The organism is Legionella resiliens (genome assembly GCF_021344005.1).
Classification (GTDB): Bacteria; Pseudomonadota; Gammaproteobacteria; order Legionellales; family Legionellaceae; genus Legionella; species Legionella resiliens.
In genome coordinates this window covers 158,788-179,748 of sequence record NZ_JAJTND010000005.1, presented here as the reverse complement: position 1 = coordinate 179,748, position 20,961 = coordinate 158,788, and the positions used below count along the sequence as shown (strand labels likewise).

The following is a 20,961-nucleotide window of genomic DNA, read 5'->3' as shown; positions in this document are numbered from 1 at the left end:
TTGAATCGTATACAGCGAATCGTTCTGGTGGCTTTGTTTTTTAAAAGTGTTAGCTGCTTTGCTTATGCATGGCCTTGGATTTTAAATAATCCACATCCCCACGCACAAGCAAACAAAAATATTTATTACTCATCATTTGCTGAACAACCTAAAACTCTGGATCCAGCACTTTCTTATTCGTCGAATGAGTCTCTTTTTATTGCTCAAATATATGAGCCTTTGCTGCAGTATGATTATTTGAAAAGGCCGTATCAATTAGTTCCATTAATCGCATCACAAATGCCGCAATTAAGATACCTGGATGCCCAAGGTAATTTACTCCCTGAAAACAGCCAGGAAACACCCGCTTATAGTGTGTATACTATAAACATTAAAAAAGGAATTTATTATCAGCCTCACCCTGCTTTTTCTAAGGATAAAAAAGGCTCCTATTTTTATCATCATGTTACATCGGGATATTTAGACGAAGAAGACATTAACCAATTATCTGATTTTAAGCATATAGGTACGCGGGAATTGATTGTTGATGATTATATTTATCAAATAAAACGATTGGCTAATCCTGCATTGAGTTCACCGATTTATGGTTTAATGAGTGACTATATCGTCGGTTTTGCAGAATATGGAAAAACACTTCCTAAAGGTAATCAATACATTGATCTGCGTCATTATCCTTTAAAAGGGCTAAAAAAACTGGATGATTACTCCTTTGAAATCACTTTAAAAGGAAAATACACCCAGTTTTTATTTTGGTTGGCTATGAGCTTTTTTTCGCCAGTTCCTTGGGAAGCTGATTTCTTTTACTCTCAACCAGGCATGTTGGACAATAACATCACTTTGAGTTGGTTCCCAGTAGGAACAGGTCCTTTTATGTTGGTTAAAAATAATCCCAATCGAAATATGGTACTCCAAAAAAATCCTAATTTTCGCGAAGAATATTATCCAAGTATCGGTTCTGATGAAGATAAAAAATTGGGCTATTTGAATAATGCAGGTAAACGAATACCTTTTATTGAAAAGGCAATTTTTACTCTTGAAAAAGAATCTATTCCTCGTTGGAATAAATTTTTGCAAGGTTATTATGATAGCTCAGTGATTGGGGCGGACAGTTTTGATCAGGCAATCCATACGAATCGCCATGGCAAAGCTGAGCTAACGCCAGAGATGCAAAAAAAACATATGTATCTCACTGTGGAATTACAACCTACTACTTACTACATGGGATTTAATATGCTTGATAAAGTAGTGGGGGGAACGAGTGAACGCGCGCGCAAGTTAAGAAGGGCGATTTCAATTGCAGTAAACTATGATGAAAATATAGCCATTTTTCATAATGGTCGAGGTATCGCAGCTCAAGGACCGATTCCACCTGGTATTTTTGGTTATAAAGAAGGTAAAGAGGGAATTAATCCTTATGTATATGAATGGAAAAATGATGAGGCAGTGCGCCGTCCCATTAGTGATGCCAAGAAGCTTATGGCTGAGGCAGGATACCCTGATGGAATTGATCCGGCTACTGGAAATCACTTAATTTTGAGTTATGATGTCACTACAACTGGTGGTCCTCAGGACAAATCCTTATTTGATTGGATGCGTAAACAATTTGCCCAGATAGGCATCGATTTGAATGTTCGGGCAACCTTGTATAATCGTTTTCAAGAAAAAATGCGTACGGGTGATACGCAAATATTTAGTTGGGGCTGGGTGGCAGATTATCCGGATCCTGAAAACTTTTTGTTTCAGTTGTATGGTGCCAATGGCAAAGTAAAGTTTAGCGGTGAAAATGCTGCCAATTATCAAAATCCTGAATTTGATCGTCTTTTCAATTTAATGAAAAATCGACAAAATGATACACAAAGACAGCAGATTATTGACGAGATGATCTCTATAGTTCGTAGTGATGCCCCATGGATTTGGGGGATACATCCTGAAGAGTTTATTTTATCCCAGAGTTGGGTTTCTCGGGTTAAGCCAAATACAATGTTTTCTGCAACTCTAAAGTACCTCGCAATCGATGTACCCGAACGAAACAAATTGAGATTTGCTTGGAATCAACCCGTTTTTTGGCCATTAGGTTTATTGTTTTTGCTTATTCTCATCCTAATTCTTCCTTTGGTTATTGCTTATCACAAAAAAGAAAGAAAACCGGCAGAAAGGACGTTTATCCCATGATCAAGTATTTACTGCGTCGAGTCACGTATTCGATACCCATTCTTTTTGGAATTAATCTGATTACCTTTATTTTATTTTTTATGGTTAATACACCGGATGATATTGCACGCATGCATTTAGGGCAGAAACATGTGGAACAACAAGTGATTGATGATTGGAAAGAGGCACATGGTTATAATTTACCCTTATTTTATAATGAACAAAAAACTGGAATAGAAAAAATACAGTCGACTTTGTTTTTTCAAAAATCAATGAAGCTCTTTACTTTTAATTTCGGTGTGTCTGATTCTGGACGAGATATTAGTGAAGACATTACCTACAGAATGTGGCCAAGTCTTTCAATCGCATTACCCGTGTTATTATTGGATGTTATTGCTAACATTATTGTAGCTATGGCAATGGCTTTTTTTCGGGGGACTTATCTTGATTTAACTGGTGTGGTGCTTTGTATTATTTTAATGTCGATTTCAAGCTTATTTTATATTATTGGTGGCCAATATCTTTTTGGTAAATTATTACGTCTCGTACCTATTTCAGGTTATGACAGCGGCTTTGATGCGTTAAAGTTCGTTATTCTGCCGATTACTGTAGCAGTACTTAGCGGTTTGGGGGCGGGAAGCCGTTGGTATCGCACTTTATTCTTGGAAGAAATGCATAAAGATTATGTTAAAACTGCCAGAGCAAAAGGACTGTCAGAACGAAGAGTGATGTTTAAACATGTATTGAAAAATGCAATGCTTCCTATATTAACCGGAATTGTAGTGATTATTCCTTCCTTATTTATGGGTAGTTTGATATTGGAATCTTTTTTCGGAGTGCCCGGCTTAGGTAGCTATACGATTGATGCAATTCAACAACAGGATTTTGCTATTGTGAGGGCTATGGTGTTCTTGGGTTCGATTCTCTATATTGTAGGATTGGTATTAACAGATATTTCTTATATGCTGGTCGATCCCCGAGTGAGGTTATCTTAGAAATATTAAATATAAACGTTAGGAATTCAATGCTCTCTAAAAATTCGGGTTTTGCTTCGCATCTAAGGTATTTTGTACGGCCTTTAAGTTAAGGAATAACACTTTTTGCCTACGTCCCGCGGCTTGTCCGCGGGATCCAGTGTGGGTGAAATATTTTTGGATCCCGCGGACAAGCCGCGGGACGTAGGGGATAAGAATGAACGATGAGATTAAATTGAGAAGAATAAAATGACGGTAGACTTTCTATGGACTGATAAATGCTTTCTTACCTTATTAGCCTTTAGTGGAGTGGTTATTTTACTGAGTTTACGCAAGTATCATATAAGACGCTCTTTTTCCATAATTTTGCACAGACCCATCGCTGTGAGTGCGGGCATCATCCTGTTGTTTTTTCTTATTGTTGGTATTTTGGATTCGATTCATATTACATCGGTAAATAAGGAAACAGAAACTGCAACTACTGTGTTGGATAAGATTTTGGCTCCTATAGATCAAATTTTAGAAAAAACTTATTCAGCGCCATTGGCTTTAAGGCAATTTGTTAGTGAAACTACCTTTGTGAATGGTGTTGTTGAACAATCTTATCCATTACTGATTTATCCTGGTAAATGGATAAAAACAGAAGTAGAACGAAACGAAATCATAAAAAGTACCTTTTGGCATGCATTCAAATGGGGTTTGTCCGTGGCATTTTGTATCGGAATAGTTCTGATTTTTATTCGTTTGTGCCGAAACTCAAGACCTTTTTTTGCTTTAAGTGCGACGAGTTTAAGCACCTTAATTACCCTAAGCGTTCTTACATTTTTTGTTGTGCTTGGTTATGAGCTTTCAAGAACGTTTCATGTGTTTGGTACGGGACAAATTGGCCAAGACATTTTTTACTTTACAATTAAGAGCATACGTACAGGCTTAGTCATTGGTCTTCTAACTACTTTATTTATGCTGCCCTTAGCTTTGTTTTTGGGAGTCGTGGCAGGATATTTTGGAGGTTTGGCAGATGACTTGATTCAGTATACGTATACCACTTTAAGCTCTATACCTGGTGTTTTATTAATTACTGCCTCAGTTTTGTCTTTGCAAGTTTACATAGCCAATCATCCTGAACAATTTACTACTTTAGCTCAAAGTGCAGATGCACGTTTATTGGCACTTTGTTTCATCCTTGGCGTAACGAGTTGGACTAGCTTATGTCGGCTTTTGCGTGCTGAAACTTTGAAGCTACGTGAAGTAGATTATGTTCAAGCGGCGCGTGCTTTAGGATCCAATTGGTTTACTATTATTCGCAAACATTTATTGCCCAATGTGATGCATATTGTGGTGATCACTCTGGTTTTGGACTTTAGTTTTCTGGTTATGGCTGAGGCATTGCTTTCTTATGTGGGAGTAGGGGTTTCACCCATGACCATTAGTTGGGGAAATATGATTAATAGTGCACGTTTTGAGTTGGCACGTAATCCTGTTATTTGGTGGCCTATATTGGCTGCATTTATTTTTATGTTTTTACTGGTTTTAGCGATTAACTTATTTGCAGATGCGGTCCGGGATGCTTTTGATCCCCATCAATCGCAAGTTTGATATAGAAATTAAAATATAGCGCATCCACTAAGTTCTAGACAAGGCGCAAGTAAAGTGAGGTGAAGTGAAGGAGTGTACACAAGTACATGACTGAGCCGAACGAGCTGGCAACGATGTATAGAATTAGTGGGTGGCGCTATACAAAAATGTGATTCAGGTTCTTGGCTTATCGCGATAATGCTGGTAGGCAAAATCCTTGATTTAGGTTAAAGTTCATCAATTAAGCTTAATGAGTTAATTTCCTTATGCAACAACGTTTTGTTCATTTACGTGTTCACACCGAGTTTTCTTTGGTTGATGGCTTGACTCGTGTTAAGCCTTTAATGAAGGTTTTACCGTCGCGAGGGATGTGTGCAGTTGCAGTGACTGATTATTGCAATTTGTTTGCGGCTGTGAAGCATTATAAAAGTGCTGTTGATATGGGAATCAAGCCTATTATTGGAAGTGATTTACCTTGTCATGACCCTGAGCAGCCTGAGCGCGTTTCTTCTATGGTTCTTTTATGCCTTAATTCTCAAGGGTATAAAAATTTAACCTGTCTTATTTCCAAAGCGTATCAAGAAGGGCAATATCAAGGGCAACCAAGAGTACAAAACCAATGGATTGAAGAGTACTCAGCAGGACTAATCGCATTATCTGGTGGAAAATTCGGTGATATTGGGCGAGCTTTATTAGCCAATGACGATGCTTTAGCTAAAAGTCGAGCGATGTATTGGCAAACACTTTTCCCCAATCGCTTTTATTTAGAAATTCAACGGACAGGACGACCTGATGAAACCCGCTATAATGAAAAGTTGATTGCTTTAGCCGATGAACTGCAATTGCCGTTAGTTGCAACCAATGATGTGCGTTTTCTTGATCAAGAAGATTTTGAGGCACATGAAGCGCGGGTTTGCATTCATGAAGGGTATACATTGGCTGATCCGAGACGAGTGCAAAAATACAGCGCAGAACAGTACTTGCGATCGGCTGATGAAATGATTGCTTTATTTTCTGATTTGCCATCTGCAATAGAAAATACTGTTGAAATCAGTAAACGATGCACGGTAAAACTGGATTTAGGTAATAATTATTTACCTAATTTTCCTATACCTGATGGGTCTACTGTTGAAAAATATTTATCTCACTTATCACAAGTTGGTTTAGAAGAGCGCTTACTGCAAATATTTAAAAACAAATCGCCTGAAGAATTGCAAGCATCTCGAGAAGAGTACGACAAACGTTTGCAGGTGGAACTCAATGTGATTAATAGCATGGGTTTTGCCGGTTATTTCCTAATTGTGGCTGACTTCATTCAGTGGGCAAAAAAAAATGGTGTGCCAGTTGGTCCAGGACGAGGTTCAGGAGCTGGATCTTTGGTTGCTTATGCATTAAAAATTACCGACTTGGATCCTTTAGAGTATGAATTACTTTTCGAGCGTTTCTTGAACCCAGAACGGGTTTCCATGCCTGATTTTGATATCGATTTTTGTATGGAAGGTCGTGATCGGGTTATTGATTATGTAGCCGAAAAATATGGCAGGCAAAGCGTTTCACAAATTATTACCTTTGGTACTATGGCTGCAAAAGCAGTTGTACGCGATGTGGGACGTGTATTAGGTCATCCATATGGCTTTGTTGATAAGTTAGCAAAATTAATCCCTTTTGAGATAGGTATTACATTAAGTAAGGCTTTGGAACAGGAAGAAGAACTAAGGCGTCGTTATGAAGAGGAAGAGGAAGTAAAAGAACTCATTGATCTGGCATTAAAACTGGAAGGGATTACCCGCAATGCAGGAAAACATGCTGGGGGAGTAGTGATTGCGCCATCCCAGCTAACAGATTTTACTGCGATTTATTGTGAAGAGGGATCGACACAAATTGTGAGTCAGTTTGATAAAGATGATGTTGAAGCGGCGGGTTTGGTCAAGTTTGACTTTTTGGGATTACGTACCCTGACAATTATCGATTGGGCATTGGCTACGATAAATAAAAAACGAGCTGCTGAGGGTTTGGCTGTAATTGATATTAGTCAGATTCCAACAGATGATGCTGCGACTTTTGATTTGTTAAAGGCATGTAAAACAACGGCGGTATTTCAGCTGGAATCCCGTGGTATGAAGGAGTTAATTAGCCGTTTACAGCCTGATTGTTTTGAGGACATCATCGCTTTAGTGGCTTTATTCAGACCAGGTCCTTTGCAATCTGGAATGGTAGATGATTTTATTGATCGTAAGCATGGGCGTGCAGTAGTTGATTACCCCCATCCGGATTTGGAGCCAATTTTAAAACCCACTTACGGTGTTATCTTATACCAAGAGCAAGTCATGCAAATTGCGCAGGTTTTAGCAAACTATACTTTGGGTGCTGCTGATTTGTTACGTCGTGCGATGGGAAAGAAAAAGCCCGAGGAAATGGCAAAACAGCGAGAAATTTTTACCCAGGGTGCGACTGCTCGAGGAGTTGATGAAAAGGTTGCAACTCATATTTTTGACTTGATGGAAAAATTTGCGGGTTATGGTTTTAATAAATCGCATTCAGCTGCATATGCATTAGTAGCTTATCAAACTGCCTGGCTTAAAGCACACTATCCGGCGGCATTCATGGCCGCAGTTATGTCCTCAGATATGGATAATACGGATAAAGTGGTTACTTTTATTGATGAATGTGCTCATATGAAATTGAAGATTTTACCTTCATCAATCAACCACTCGATGTATCCGTTTACGGTAGTTGATGATGCCACTATTATTTATGGGCTTGGTGCAATAAAAGGGGTGGGAGAGTCTGCTATTGATTGCATTACTGAGGAGCGTGAAGCAGGCGGAAAATACACCGACTTATTTAGTTTCTGTCAACGACTGGATTTGCGCAAGGTAAACCGACGCGTATTAGAAGCGCTAATTAAAAGTGGCGCTTTTGATGATTGGAATGTGGAACGGGCAATATTAACTGCATCTTTGGAAAAAGCGCTAAAGGTGGCAGAAAAAGAGCATCAAAATCAATCCAGTGGTCAATTTGATTTATTTTCATTACTCGAAGACGATACGAACCAGCAAGACTATGTGCAATGCAAACCCTGGTCCGAGGCGCAACGTCTAGAAGGTGAGCGAGAAGTATTAGGCTTTTATCTAACCGGGCATCCTGCAGATCAATATCGTCGAGAGTTTGGTGACTTTATCGTTTCAATCAGTCAATTAAATCCATCCATGCATAAAAAAGCCATTATTTGTGCACAAATAGTAGGGATTCGCAAGATTGTGACGAAGCGTGGTAAGAAACTTGTGATTCTTGGCATGGATGATTCTACGTCGCGGCTTGATGTTGTTGTATTTGGTGAGCTTTTTGAATCTTCTGCTTCTGGTTTGGCAACTGGTGACATGCTGATTATCGAAGGTGAAGTGGCTCATGATGATTATAATGGCGGTGTAAAAATGACCGCGAACCATCTCTATGATGTACCCACAGCGCGTACTAAATTTGCTCGATGCCTGGAACTACGGTTGCACTCTGGGAATCAGGGGATTTTAAGTTCTATACAAGCATTATTAAAAGCTCATGTTGGGCGTTGTTCCGTGCAACTTTCATACAGTAATGAGTATGCCAGGGCACAGTTGAGTTTGGCGCAGCAATGGCAAGTAATTCCAAGTGATGAACTACTTGGGCTCTTGATGAATCTTTTGGGGGATGAACAAGTTGTTATGAAGTATTAATAGCCTGGGTGAAGCGAAGAAGAAACTCCGGGTTTACGGCTTGCGCCTTCACTCAGGCTACATTTTAAATTTTTAAACCGCTAGCAATTTATCCATTTTTGCTGCACAAATAAAATCATTATGACTTAATCCATTGAGGGCATGGGTCATAAAGCTTACGTGGCAATAGTTATAACCTATTTCTAAATCCGGGTGATGATTTTCAGTATTTGCAATCCAGGCAAGTGCATTAACAAAAGCCATTGTTTCATAAAAATTTTTAAAAGATAAACTGCATTTAATGATTCGGTTATCCGCGCTTACCTCCCATTTTTTATTTAACTGGGGCATTAAATTTTTTATTTGTTCTGCATTTAATGCAGCACCTATGCCTTCACATGATTCACAATGTTTGCTGCTTAAATCACTGGTCATTTTATTTCCTTACTTTAGGATCTGTTGAAAAGTCTACTGCGCTTTTATGAGCTTTTCGAAGCTCTAGAATCACACCATTTTGGCTCAATCTTGCGAATTGTCAACAGACCTTAGTAATTACCCAGCAGATTAAGAAATCGATCATTCTGTTCTTTGGTTCCTACAGTTACTCGTATGTAATTGTTCATCTTATATGGATGCAGAGGCCGCACAATAATCCCTTTATCTAATAAATAGTTATAGAGCAACCCACCGTCCTCTTTACAATCAAAGGTAAGGAAATTGCATGCTGAAGGTAAGTAATCGATATTTAATTGATTAAATCCATCTTTCATTTGCACCATTCCTTCTGCATTGGTTTGCAGGCTTAATTGAATAAATTGATTATCATCCAGGGCTGCATGAGCAGCGGTCAGTGCGACTTGATTTACTGTAAACGGTAACTGGATACGTCGCATGAGATCAACTATTGAGGGATGAGCTATTGCATAACCTAAACGAACACCTGCTAACCCGTATATTTTTGAAAAAGTTCGCGTAATCACCAAATTAGGATGGTGAGCTAACCATTCAATACTATTACAACTTAATTGGGATGCTGCATATTCATAATAAGCTTCATCGACGACCAATAGAGTGCTTTCAGGAATATTTTCTAACAGACGTTTTATTTCTTTTTGACTAATCAGAATACCAGTAGGATTATTCGGATTCGCTAAAAAAATAATACCAGTTTTTGAATTGCATGCTTGAATCAATTTATCCACATTAACATGCCAATCTGGATTGACTTCAATGGAGCGGACAGGAATATTCAAGGTATTGGCTTGAATCGCATAGGTGCTAAATGCATACTCGTGCGTGATGATGTGTTTGTCATTATGCAATGCAAAGCAATTGAGTAGAATAGTATATATATAATCCGAACCATTGCTTAAAAAAAGCTGATCCATATCGATTGCGAGTTTTTTCGCAAGTTTTGGCATTAAAGGATGATTCATTGGTGAGGGATAAGTAGCTAAGACGTGGGGTGATATTTCTTTTATTGCGGCCTGGGCTAAAGGGCTGCAACCTAAAGGATTTTCATTGCTCGCCATTTTAATAATGTCATTGGCGGTAATCCCTTTCTCACGCGCTAGTTCTTCTATAGATTTTCCTGGTTTATAAGGGACTAATGATTGTATGCCTGGATGAGGTAATTGTTGAAAGTTCACTGCCATAAATTTTCCCTAACTAAAAATTTTTTCTCATATTATCCAAGCTTTAGCTTTCTGTCACGAGCTCCTTGAATTAAAAATCATTTGATTTGTTACCGGGTGAGAGCAAAAACACCCGGTATGCGATTATTTTTTTAAAGTTGTTGCAACTAAGTCATTAAAAGCTCGATTGGGAATCAAATCTGCTTCTGTTAAATATTGATAGTCAATAGGACATGTATGTTGTGTTTGTACCCAAAATCGAATTCCTTTCGCAGCAGTTCCTTTATCATCATTAAATGTATGGCCGTGAGAATCAATGAGAGTAGGTGTGCCATTGACTCCTAAAGGCTCTAATGTAATCGGGTCTATGAGATGATTCTTATCTAATGCCGAGGCCCTATCTGAAGCTTGTCCTTTCAATGGACCAAAGATAAGTTGCGCCCATGAAGTCCGGCTATAATAAGCTACTTGTTTATGAAATTCCTCTGAGTGAACCGCATTAGGAGGTACACAACACTCCTGGTTCTGAGCAGAGCTAACAGGAACCTGTCCTGATTTTGCATAAACAAGCGCAATACCATTAAGTACTGCATTCCTACATAATTCAATGAAATCGGTGCATTTGTTCAGAATATAGAGGGGCGGATAGATAAGTACCCCAAGGGTCCAGCCAGCCAGTCCACCTATTGTTAAACAAACCTCAGCAATAAGTTTTGATAAGGGTAAAAAAGGTAAGAAAAATTCAAGCGCTTTTGCAGCAATATAGGGGATGGCAGCGAGTATGATGCCTACAGTAGCAGCTCCTAGATTCCATGCCTTTTGGGAATAACTGCTTGGGGCTTCATAGAAAAGCGATTCGAAAAAAGTTGTATTGCCAATAAAAACAGCAAATTCATCAAGAGAGTCATATAATTTCTTTTTAAGAAAAATAAAGCCTCGAAGCAATAAATCAGGGAAAAATAAAGCAGTGCCAATAATGGCTCCAATTGGGGCACCAATCACAAAACCTAAAACTTCTCCTATCCAACCAAAAACACCGCGCATTACTCCAGTGTGGCGCGTGCCATCTGCATATTCTATGGAAGCGCTATTTTCATTCCAGTAAGAGGTGTAATCGGGGATCCAAAAAATAGCTAAAATAAGGTCTAGGATTACCCCGGGAATACTTGTAATTTCTCTTAAAACAAGACGGGTTAATACATGACCCACAGTCATACCTTTAGTGAAATAGGCATACATCATTTTTTCCCCTTTAGTTTCTAATTATTTGTGGGTGTTTCTATTGTTTGGGCAATTTTAAACGCATTAAAGTTTAATAACAATTCAATGGGTTGTTTATAGTTCACCATGGGTTTTAATTGATCTATTCGTGTTTGTGTCCAGTCGTGTAGGTCTTGAATTTTTATTTCCATGGCGCTAATCTTTGCGTGGCAAACCAACCACAGGAAAATGGAATATGAATGGGCAAAAGGGATTTTCCCTTATTGAAGTATTGGTATCTTTATCATTGATAACAACCTTGACTCTGGCTTTACTACAACAACAAGGGCAGAGTAATCAATTGTTAAATCAATTAATTTTTAGGGTACAAGGTTCTCAATTTCTTGATCAAATCGAAGAAACGCTTGTGGCCAAAGCTTCAAAACTTCCACCAACACCCTCTCCGTATCATTTGGATATACAGTTAAAGAATCAACAATTACTTCTCCATCTTGTATGGTTTGAACAAGTAGGCTCTATAACCCGTCAACATAATCTTATCGGAAGTGGTGAATGAAAAAACAAAGAGGAATCAGTCTGACAGAAGTGTTAATCAGTCTTTTTCTGGCAAGTGCGATTATGACTCCATTAATCCAACTTTATTTAGGTAGTAAGCGTCAATACCTTGAAACAGAAAAAATTTTAGAAACAGGTTTTGATTTACAATGGGTGAGCGATTTACTGAGCGATAGCATTCGACGTGCAGGTTTTACTCCGTGTTTGGGCATTGATCACTTGCAAGTAATTGATCGCAGAAATCATCAAAACAGAATTCATGCACTGCAAGCTGGAAATCAACCGAATCAATTCATTCAAGTAAATCGTATGAGTGAACATTTTGCAAAAATAATCAAAATTCAAGGTGCAACAAAAATACTGACTCAGGATCCAGTGATACTCCATAAAAAGCGTCCCATACTCATCTCTGATTGCGAACATGCTGAAATACACGAACTATTTGACTTGGAACAACAAAGTAAAAATTCGCTTGTTACTTTGAACAAACCCCTATTTTTTTCTTATGGCCCCTCAGCATATATTGGTGAGTATCTTGAGGAAAAATGGTTTATTAAGAAAAACATAAATTATGTGGATACGTTACATTATCAGTTGGTACAGACGGAAGAACTAACGCCTTTAATTCATTTCATGCATACTCGAAATCGACACATAAAAGAGAAGCAATTTCTTGAAATTATCATGGGGTTGGATGAGAACAAAATGTATGAGCTAAGGGTTCTGGTGCGTGGCTCATGAGTAGCTCTCTTCGGAAACTCTACTCCAGAGGAGAATTGCTTCGTCGCTACGGTGCTCGAATCCTCATGTACTGGCGTGTACACTCCGGTTCTGCGCGCCGTGGCTCCTTGCACTTCTCTCCCTGGAGCGAGTTTCCGAAGAGAGCAAGTAAGAAACTCTACTCCGGAGGAGAATTGCTTCGTCGCTACGGTGCTCGAATCCTCATGTACTGGCGTGTACACTCCGGTTCTGCGCCTCTACTCCAGAGGAGAATTGCTTCGTCGCTACGGTGCTCGAATCCTCATGTACTGGCGTGTACACTCCGGTTCTGCGCGCCGTGGCTCCTTGCACTTCTCTCCCTGGAGCGAGTTTCCGAAGAGAGCAAGTAAGAAACTCTACTCCGGAGGAGAATTGCTTCGTCGCTACGGTGCTCGAATCCTCATGTACTGGCGTGTACACTCCGGTTCTGCGCGCCGTGGCTCCTTGCACTTCTCTCCCTGGAGCGAGTTTCCGAAGAGAGCAAGTAAGAAACTCTACTCCAGAGGAGAATTGCTTCGTCGCTACGGTGCTCGAATCCTCATGTACTGGCGTGTACACTCCGGTTCTGCGCTCCGTGGCTCCTCGCACTTCCCACTCTGGAGCGGGTTGCCGAAGAGATCCATTAGAAAAAATCAAGGATTTATTTTATTAGTGACTTTACTTATTATCAGTGTGATTAGTTTGCTTATTTTGACTTCGATGCAGCATGTTTTACTGTACTACAAGACAATAAATAAACAAGAAGTATTGCACCAGAATTTTTATCAACTTGAGGGTGTGGCATTGCGATTGCTGCAACAACAACCCGTATTGAATTCAGAGTGTCTGATGCGTTCAGACTCTGCAAATCAAGTGATACATAATTTACTTGAATACAAAGGATGCTCCTTAAAAAGTGGTTTAGCTCAATACAAATATTATATTGAGGATTTAGGGGAGTTTCCGTGTTTGGTTGTTCGTTATAAAGGGCGAAAATCAGCGTCGCATCATCAACGTGTGACTGTTGCTTCTTTTGAAGATGGGTCTCCTGCATCTCTACTGCAAATAAGGCTTATTAGCGCGGGAAGGGCGATCCCTTGTCTTGCTACGGAACATGCTGCTCCTCTTGGAGTGAGCAGCTGGCGATATTTGCCTTCTGTATAAATAAATTTTATTAAATAGAGAGTCTGTTTACATTTCGTGAGTTTGAGCCAAAATAACTGGAGTTCCGAGTATCGAGGTGCAGCATACAAGAGGTATATACATCGAATCGCAGAAAATCAGGTCAGTTTGGACCCAGGATAGTAGAAATGTAGACAGACTCTAATATTATCTTGAGCTGTATCAAACCTAGTTGTATTGTAATAGCTATGATAAATAGAGAGGCTTTTCGGTGCGTCTACAAAATATTTCTAAATTTAAGTATTGGCCACAAATGGCTGTGCTTGCTTTTTTGTTGGCAGGATATGTTGCTTACCGTTATTTGGCCTATTATGACACGCGCTCTAATGATGCCTATGTTTCAGCTCATTTAGTCAACATGGCCGCTTTGGTTTCTGGCTCGGTAACGAGAATCTATGTTAAGGACAACCAGAGGGTGAAAAAAGGAGATAAACTTATTGAAATTGATTCTCTTCCATATGTTTATGCAGTACAACAAGCTAAGTCCAAGTTAAATAGTGCTCAATTGAATTTTGATAAGGACAAGGCAGATGTTGCTAAAGCACAACTTACGATCGCGCGAGCCCATTTCGAATTAGATAACGCAAATTATCTTCTAAATCATACTATCCTTGTAGCACCTGAGGATGGGTACATCACCAATTTTAATTTACGCATAGGTCAGTATATTAAAAAAGGGGAAGGACTATTTGCACTTATCGAAACCAAACAGTGGTGGGTCGTTACTCGTTATAGAGAAACAGCACTTCGTTTGATTCAGCCTGGGGATAAGGCAAAAATTATGATTGATATGTATCCAGGAAAAGTTTTCCATGGACACGTAGACAGCATTGGGTGGGGGATTAATCGGGTGCAAAGAGGTAATGTTGTTCCTTCAACGCTGATTTATTCACCAGCAACCGAAGATTGGATTCGTATTGCGCAACGTTTTCCAGTGCGAATTTCTATCGATGATTTATCTGATGAATATCCTCTGCGTATCGGTGCTAGTGCAACTACCATTACATACAGGTGAGCAGTGTTTTTCTGGCCTCAAACTGTTGAAAACAGAGCTGCCATAAGAACAGCACTTGCTGCATTAATTGCCGTTTTGATTTCATTTAAATTTCATCTGGAAACACCATTTTGGTCAGCTATGAGTGTTGTTATCGTTTCCAATTTATATACTGGCAACATCATTGATAAAGCCTCAATGCGTATTATTGGTACTCTTGCGGGAGCGTTTTTGGGGTTCTATATTGCAGGATTGGTCGCCAACAGTTTTTTACTCTATTTGCTTTCTTGCTTTTTAATCGTGTGCATGGGTTCATATTATTACAGCTTCAGTGCTAATGGTTATGCTTATTTATTAGGGGCGCTTTGTGCTTTTATAATTGTTTCGCAAATTGCGATGAATCCACAAAATGCGTTTTTCGTGGCTATTTGGAGACCTGTTGAGATTGGGATTGGCGTTTTGGTAGCAGCCATCAGCGCCTATTTTATTTTTCCCAATCATTTAAAGGATAATATTACCGTACAACTTCATTGTATTTTTACTGATTTTTCAATCGAATTGGATCAATTACTTACTATGCTGGTTGAGGGTAAGCCCGATTTTGACTTGTTATCACAAAGCACCCTAAAGATAAAAAGAAAAGTACGTAAAGCTGTAGAGCTTATTGGGGCAATGATTCATGAGTTGGGCGTGACTAAAGCCAGAGTTGATCAGGTGCGTGCTTTATTGGATACTTTTTATGATTTATCACGACAGTTACAGTACCTGATTCTTATTTCTCCACGGCATCATGATTTAACCTTTGTACAATCATTATCTATGAAGCCTGTATTGAATGCGATTCAATCAGATTTGACCCAACTACAGATGGCTTTTTCTAATCACTTAGATGCTCCAAAAGAATTAAAAACGGGACCTGCAATTGCAGACCTGGAAAAATATGTGAAACAGAAACAAGGGAATGGGGATATGTACTCTTTTTTGACTCCAGATGCACATAGTGGCATTGAAAGGCAACAATTCATTTTTAAAAGTAATTTTGTCTATGCATTGATCCATTTCCTACATCAAGTGAATCAAAGTCTTCTTTTGATGCAGTCTTTATTGAGCCGCATTCCTCATGGCATGACAGCAAAACATCATGTCTTAAAAACACAGGAACGGATTCGTACGGATATCGATGTAATTAAACGCAGCATTAAAGCAGGGCTCTCGGTTATTTTGGCTTTAGGTTTTTGGATGGTAAGTAATTGGTCTGGTGGTTTAAATGGAATTATCAGTAGTCTTGTGCTTTCTATTCGTAAACATCTTTTTGAAATGAAAAGTGTGAGCATTCATCGTTTACTTGGTTGTATTTGGGGGGGAGGGATCGCTTTATTTTCTTTGTTTCTCATTAAAATGACACTCTATGATTTCATTTTAATATTCTTTTTTTCAATTTGGGGATTTTCTTATTTTATGTTCAAGTTACCCCAATATTCTTATGTTGGGTTACAGGCCAATATCGCTTTGATTATTTCTCTTGCCCAAGAAGGAGGACCTCCTGTTTATTTAACGCCTCCATTACAGCGCTTGGGTGGAATAATCATTGGAATTGTTGCGAGTTTTATTGTGGCAAATCTTATTTGGCGCTCCGATGTTTGGACTATGCTAAATCGTTACCTTAATAAACTCTATATTTATATGGGGCAAAATTTAAAGCAAATTCTCCTATCCTCAGCAAACCAAATAAAACTGCATGATTTGGCAAATTTGTTTTGGTCTTCCCGGGGATTGCTTGAGTCGCTTGCTGATGAGCCGCTAAGCACCAAAAAACAGAATCTGCTAACAGAGCTGACAAAACGTTTTGAATCTTTAGTAATAATACAAGCAACTATAAGCCACATTTTATTAGCTATTGATCGAGAAAAAGTTGAAAAAACAGCCCAATTATTAGGATATGAATTATCTTCTTATGAAAAAGCGATTTGGAATGCTTTTGAAGAACACGATGCGGCACATGGACTGAAATTAAGCCATCAGTTACAAGATTTGTTATCAGAAATGGATAAAAAAATAATATTTTTCCAAATTTCCGATGACGATTTAAGAGGATTTTTAGCCTATCTAAACGCTTTAAATCAATTGGTTTTACACATTCACTAAATTTTTTTTGTAGGGCATCTTGTTGCAGTTCTTTTATTTGTACGTTCCAAAAAAATTCATTAAAATCAGATTATTATTAAATGCAGCTTTTACACATTAATAGTTTTTGACAAGAGATTAATGTTTAAATTTGCCTTTGTTTGTTGCAAAACATTCCATAACGTGTAAAAATTGTCCGCCTATGAAAACGAAAATAATCTCTATTACAATTTTTTTAGCCTTAATTGCCTTGAGTAGTTTCGTGTGGTGGTTTTGGCCAGTAAAGCAACCATCAACCATGTTCAGGCAAGCTGATTTTGACCGGTTACCTGGTTGGAAATCAGCGGATCTAAAAAAGTCTTTACTGACTTTTCAGACTTCCTGCCGTGCTTTTATCAAGCAAAACCCGGATCAGATTGTCGGGACGGATCAGATTAATTTACAAGTAAAAGATTGGCAACCGGCGTGTAAAGCGGCTTTAAAAATTTCTCCCGAAGCTGAAAATGAAGCAAAACAGTTTTTTGAAAAATGGTTTATTCCGGTAGAGTTTACTGACACCGGTGCAAAACCTGGCTTATTTACAGGTTATTATGTGCCTTCAATTAAAGGAAGCTATACTAAATCCAAAGAGTTCCATGTTCCTCTTTATGAAACTCCAGATGATCTTATAACTGCTGATTTAGGTATGTTTTTTAATGATTTTAAAAGTCGTGGCATTGTAGGTCGGGTAGAAGGAAAAAAATTCGTCCCTTATTACACTCGTGAACAAATTAATCATGGTGCACTTAAGGGTAAGGCTCGCGTTTTAGTATGGATTAATAGTCCTATAGATCGTTTGTTTTTGGAAATTCAAGGTTCAGGAGTAATTGAACTTGAAGATGGTAATAACCTTTATGTTGGTTATGATGCCCAAAATGGCAAACCTTATACTGCGATTGCAGGGGTATTGATCAAAAAAGGGGTTATGACTAAAGATAATGCGTCCATGCAGGCAATAAAACGTTATTTGGAAGCACATCCCAAACAGATGGATAAAGTGATCAATCAAAATAAATCTTTTGTTTTCTTCCGTAAAATGTCGGATGGAGTCGCCTTAGGTTCACAAGGTGTTGCTTTAACACCTGGTTATTCGCTGGCTATTGATAAGCAATGGGTGCCTATGGGCGCTCCTCTTTGGCTCAGTACTACGCGTCCTGATAGCAAGAATCCTGATAAAAATAAACCTATGCAGCGTTTGATGATTGCTCAAGATACTGGTGGTGCAATACGTGGCAAAGTTCGTGGAGATGTTTTTTGGGGCGGTGGTGAAAGAGCCACGTTAATTGCAGGTCATATGAAGAATCAGGGGCATTACTGGATTCTTCTGCCTAAACATGCAATATCTCGCCTTGAGAAAAATAAATTGATTTCTGGATAATTTACTCGCGGGGGATCCATTGATTTTATGTGATTTTCTGGATCCCGCGCACAGCACGCAAGCGAGTGAGATATAGGGAAAGACTGTCTAATTAAATTTGATGAGCATTTGTTTTACTTACATAGGGCTTTTGCCCTGACTCTTTTAGTGGTGGAATCACACTATTTAATGCTTCTGTATTATTATTCAATGATTGAGCTGTATTGTCTTTCAAAGCATCGGCTAAGCTAATAAATCTATATCCATTTTTTCGATACATTTCAATGATGTCTTCTAAACATAAACTGTTAAGAAGATTTGCATGGATTAATAGAATTTGTTTGACATTTTTTCCTTTAGCATTTTTCTCAGCTCTTAATGTTTGTTGCCAAATATAAGCCAAATAACGTTTTTTAAATGCGGGTAGATTTTGAGCTCTTTTTCTATAAGGTATCCTGTAGAAACGTGCGTTAAACTCATAATCTTTACTGTCGATCGTTACTGGGGCAATAGTGTATTGATGTGCGGCCAGGTAGTCATACACTTTTTGTTTTTTTTGACCAGTACCTTCGGCCAGGTAGGGATAACGAAAATATTTAGGTTCTGTCAGTACAGGCGCTAAGGCAGTATCAGCACGATCGATGTCCGCGATGTACTTATCGGCACTCATGTTATTCAAGCTTTTATGAGTATAAGTGTGATTACCTAGAGCAAAGCCTTGATTACGGAATGTTTCTAAAAGATCCCATTCATTTTTCGCAACAGCTTCACCAATGACGAATCCAGTAGCTGGGACTTGATTATTAACAAGAGCATTAACTATGGCCATAAATCGAGCTTGAGTTCTTTTCAGGCTTGCGGGTGTGCTGGAACCAGAACCAACAAAGGGTAAATCATCAATGGTAATCGCAATTTCTTTTTCTTCAGCAAAACATGGAGAATTAAGTAGACAAAACAAAAACGTTACACCGGCCCATCGAAGTAACATGATATCCCCTAATTTATTTTTATTATTTAAAAATAACTATAGTAGACATTTTTCAAAAAAGTATAATTTTTTTATAATTTCTTATTTATTATGAATATTTTTAATGATAGACTGATTGATTTTTTATTCGAAATACATAGGATTGAAAACTGTTATTGTTCTAATTTTTGTTTTGTTTTTCGTAATCCTTCGAATATAGGTTCAGAAATACTGTTAGGGAAGGAGGAAGGGAGTTTTTTTGAGACTTCCTGGATAACAGAATCTGTTTGTTCCAGCATTTCATTAAGGATGATTTCAGCTCTTTCTGGAGAGTAACTTGTTTCTTTTGCGGTGTCTATAAAATGCCGTCGTTGGAGGGTATGCCAGTGATAATGATTGTTTTTACCTTTTAAGGCCATTGCCATTTTAATTTTCTGAATTTGTAGTTGCCTTTTCTTTATCAGCGGATATGCAGACATGATGTCGTATAGAGGTGTTAGTCTGTACTTTCCTTCAGGCTCAATAAAAAGACTGAAATTTTTAGCATGGCCATCAATCCCAGCAATGAGCCAGAAAAAAACCTGAGCACGATAAAACATATCGCGGTCTAAAAGCGGGTGTGCTGAACCGAGCAATACTTGCATAATTTCTTTAATACCAGGGCCACCATCCGATTGATATTTGATGTTGTAAGAAACGCCTAATGCTTGACATAGGTCCTCTTGAGGTAAACGCATGATCCAACTTTTATCCCGAGATAACCTGCGATCAAAGCGTTTTACTGATAAAACCTTTATCTCTTCAAAATGCAGAATCTCACAGTCGGCTGCCGGTAATCCATAGCTTTTTGCAAGAAGAGAGCACAGCCATTCGTTCTCACAACTGTCTCGTAAATCCATCTGTTGGTGAGCGATAATGCCAATGGGTAATTTAAAAATATGTGTGGTTGGCGTTTCTTGAAGCGGCTCGCACCATTGGTTTTCATGATATAAAAAAGCAGTTTTTTCTTGAGCCCCCGCAATAGAAATTCGGAAGTCCTTTTCTTCTAGACTCATCCCTAGGGGATTTATTTGATAATTTCGTAAAATTGAAGCGATTTTTTGCTCTGTTAATGGCTTATATTTAATTTTTTTCTCAAATTCAGCCAATGGACCTGTAATGAGCTGAATGGCTCCTACACAATCCCTGCCGATACCCGCCAGCAGATCAAAAGGTTGGCTGGTTGCTATTTGAAATCGTGCTTGTATTCGTGCGCGGATTTGTTGATTATCAGGGAGCAGATTATCAAAAAAATTATATACTACATCGCCAGCATAGGTTTGTTCAACGAGCGGTAATGATAAGGAAATGGGGCGGGCTCCTGTTTGATTTAACCAGTCTTGATGATAAGTAAACCTCAATCCTCCCTGAGATGTTTTCTCAAGCATTCCCACCAAAATTCCATTCATTAGGACATAAAGAATTTGATTTTTCTTTACCATTCATCGTTCCATTGATTAGTTGCTGTATTAGACTGACTTTTTGCTGATATTTTTAAATCCAAACCAAGCGCGGATAATATACGAAATAAAGTGCTTAATCTCATGTTTTCTGGATTATTTTCGATTGCGGAAATGGTTTTTTGTTTTAAACCTACCAAAGCAGCAACTTCTGCCTGGCTTAATTTCAGTTTTTTTCGTTGATTTTTTATCAACAACGCCAGCTCCAGAGAAGAGTGAATCAGCATAAATGTTCCTGAATAAAATTGATACCTTATTG

At 38.5% G+C, this 20,961-nt stretch carries 17 protein-coding genes; 10 read left to right on the top strand and 7 right to left on the bottom strand.

The features are described 5' to 3' along the window. From LXO92_RS13355 to dnaE, 4 genes are all read left to right on the top strand, one after another. Positions 1-2,172 carry an ABC transporter substrate-binding protein gene (locus LXO92_RS13355; RefSeq protein WP_425600749.1) on the top strand — a complete coding sequence of 724 codons (2,172 nt, stop codon included), beginning with the start codon at positions 1-3 and terminating at the stop codon, positions 2,170-2,172. Beyond that, positions 2,169-3,146, top strand: a complete 978-nt coding sequence (locus LXO92_RS13350; protein ID WP_182350041.1) for an ABC transporter permease — start codon at positions 2,169-2,171, stop codon at positions 3,144-3,146. Before LXO92_RS13355 ends, LXO92_RS13350 begins: the two co-directional genes overlap by 4 nt. Positions 3,147-3,374: 228 nt before the next feature. After that, a complete protein-coding gene (locus LXO92_RS13345) occupies positions 3,375-4,721 on the top strand; it encodes an ABC transporter permease (RefSeq protein ID WP_182350039.1) in 1,347 nt (448 codons plus the stop codon). A 245-nt stretch (positions 4,722-4,966) separates the two neighbouring features. Continuing rightward, complete coding sequence (gene dnaE, locus LXO92_RS13340) at positions 4,967-8,413, top strand: DNA polymerase III subunit alpha (protein WP_182350038.1); 3,447 nt, start codon at positions 4,967-4,969, stop codon at positions 8,411-8,413. A gap of 72 nt (positions 8,414-8,485) precedes the next feature. Here dnaE and LXO92_RS13335 read toward each other — a convergent pair whose 3' ends face one another. The 4 genes from LXO92_RS13335 to LXO92_RS13320 all read right to left on the bottom strand — a co-directional run bounded on the left by LXO92_RS13335 (position 8,486) and on the right by LXO92_RS13320 (position 11,438). Next, entirely contained in the window at positions 8,486-8,827 is a 342-nt protein-coding gene (locus LXO92_RS13335) for a 4a-hydroxytetrahydrobiopterin dehydratase (RefSeq protein WP_182350037.1), read from the bottom strand. Positions 8,828-8,937: 110 nt separating this feature from the next. Beyond that, on the bottom strand, positions 8,938-10,047 hold the full coding sequence (hisC, locus tag LXO92_RS13330; RefSeq protein ID WP_182350036.1) for a histidinol-phosphate transaminase: 1,110 nt from the start codon (positions 10,045-10,047) through the stop codon (positions 8,938-8,940). Positions 10,048-10,170: 123 nt separating this feature from the next. Further along, positions 10,171-11,268 carry an RING finger protein gene (locus tag LXO92_RS13325; protein WP_232891156.1) on the bottom strand — a complete coding sequence of 366 codons (1,098 nt, stop codon included), beginning with the start codon at positions 11,266-11,268 and terminating at the stop codon, positions 10,171-10,173. A 17-nt stretch (positions 11,269-11,285) separates the two neighbouring features. Beyond that, positions 11,286-11,438: a hypothetical protein gene (locus LXO92_RS13320; RefSeq protein WP_182350035.1), complete on the bottom strand. Its 153-nt coding sequence runs from the start codon at positions 11,436-11,438 to the stop codon at positions 11,286-11,288. A gap of 44 nt (positions 11,439-11,482) precedes the next feature. Between LXO92_RS13320 and LXO92_RS13315 the strand changes: the two genes are divergently transcribed. The 6 genes from LXO92_RS13315 (at position 11,483) to mltA (ending at position 18,257) form a co-directional block, all read left to right on the top strand. Next, positions 11,483-11,803, top strand: a complete 321-nt coding sequence (locus LXO92_RS13315; RefSeq protein WP_182350034.1) for a prepilin-type N-terminal cleavage/methylation domain-containing protein — start codon at positions 11,483-11,485, stop codon at positions 11,801-11,803. Then, a complete protein-coding gene (locus LXO92_RS13310; protein ID WP_232891155.1) occupies positions 11,800-12,543 on the top strand; it encodes a PilW family protein in 744 nt (247 codons plus the stop codon). The genes LXO92_RS13315 and LXO92_RS13310 overlap by 4 nt, the downstream gene beginning before the upstream one ends. Positions 12,544-12,825: 282 nt before the next feature. Continuing rightward, positions 12,826-13,704, top strand: a complete 879-nt coding sequence (locus LXO92_RS13305; protein ID WP_233291543.1) for a type II secretion system protein — start codon at positions 12,826-12,828, stop codon at positions 13,702-13,704. A 229-nt stretch (positions 13,705-13,933) separates the two neighbouring features. After that, positions 13,934-14,737, top strand: a complete 804-nt coding sequence (locus tag LXO92_RS13300) for an efflux RND transporter periplasmic adaptor subunit (protein WP_232891152.1) — start codon at positions 13,934-13,936, stop codon at positions 14,735-14,737. 3 nt (positions 14,738-14,740) lie between these two features. Further along, positions 14,741-16,861 carry an FUSC family protein gene (locus LXO92_RS13295; RefSeq protein ID WP_232891151.1) on the top strand — a complete coding sequence of 707 codons (2,121 nt, stop codon included), beginning with the start codon at positions 14,741-14,743 and terminating at the stop codon, positions 16,859-16,861. Between the two features lie 181 nt (positions 16,862-17,042). Then, complete coding sequence (gene mltA, locus LXO92_RS13290; protein WP_182350031.1) at positions 17,043-18,257, top strand: murein transglycosylase A; 1,215 nt, start codon at positions 17,043-17,045, stop codon at positions 18,255-18,257. A 91-nt stretch (positions 18,258-18,348) separates the two neighbouring features. On the opposite strand, the gene LXO92_RS13285 is transcribed toward mltA, so the two are convergent. From LXO92_RS13285 to LXO92_RS13275, 3 genes are all read right to left on the bottom strand, one after another. Beyond that, the gene (locus LXO92_RS13285; protein WP_182350030.1) at positions 18,349-19,224 is read right to left on the bottom strand and encodes a polysaccharide deacetylase family protein; all 876 of its coding nucleotides are present in this window, start codon (positions 19,222-19,224) and stop codon (positions 18,349-18,351) included. Positions 19,225-19,376: 152 nt separating this feature from the next. Next, complete coding sequence (locus tag LXO92_RS13280) at positions 19,377-20,684, bottom strand: type II toxin-antitoxin system HipA family toxin (RefSeq protein WP_182350029.1); 1,308 nt, start codon at positions 20,682-20,684, stop codon at positions 19,377-19,379. Beyond that, complete coding sequence (locus tag LXO92_RS13275; protein ID WP_232891150.1) at positions 20,678-20,929, bottom strand: helix-turn-helix domain-containing protein; 252 nt, start codon at positions 20,927-20,929, stop codon at positions 20,678-20,680. Before LXO92_RS13275 ends, LXO92_RS13280 begins: the two co-directional genes overlap by 7 nt. Positions 20,930-20,961 lie beyond the last annotated feature (32 nt).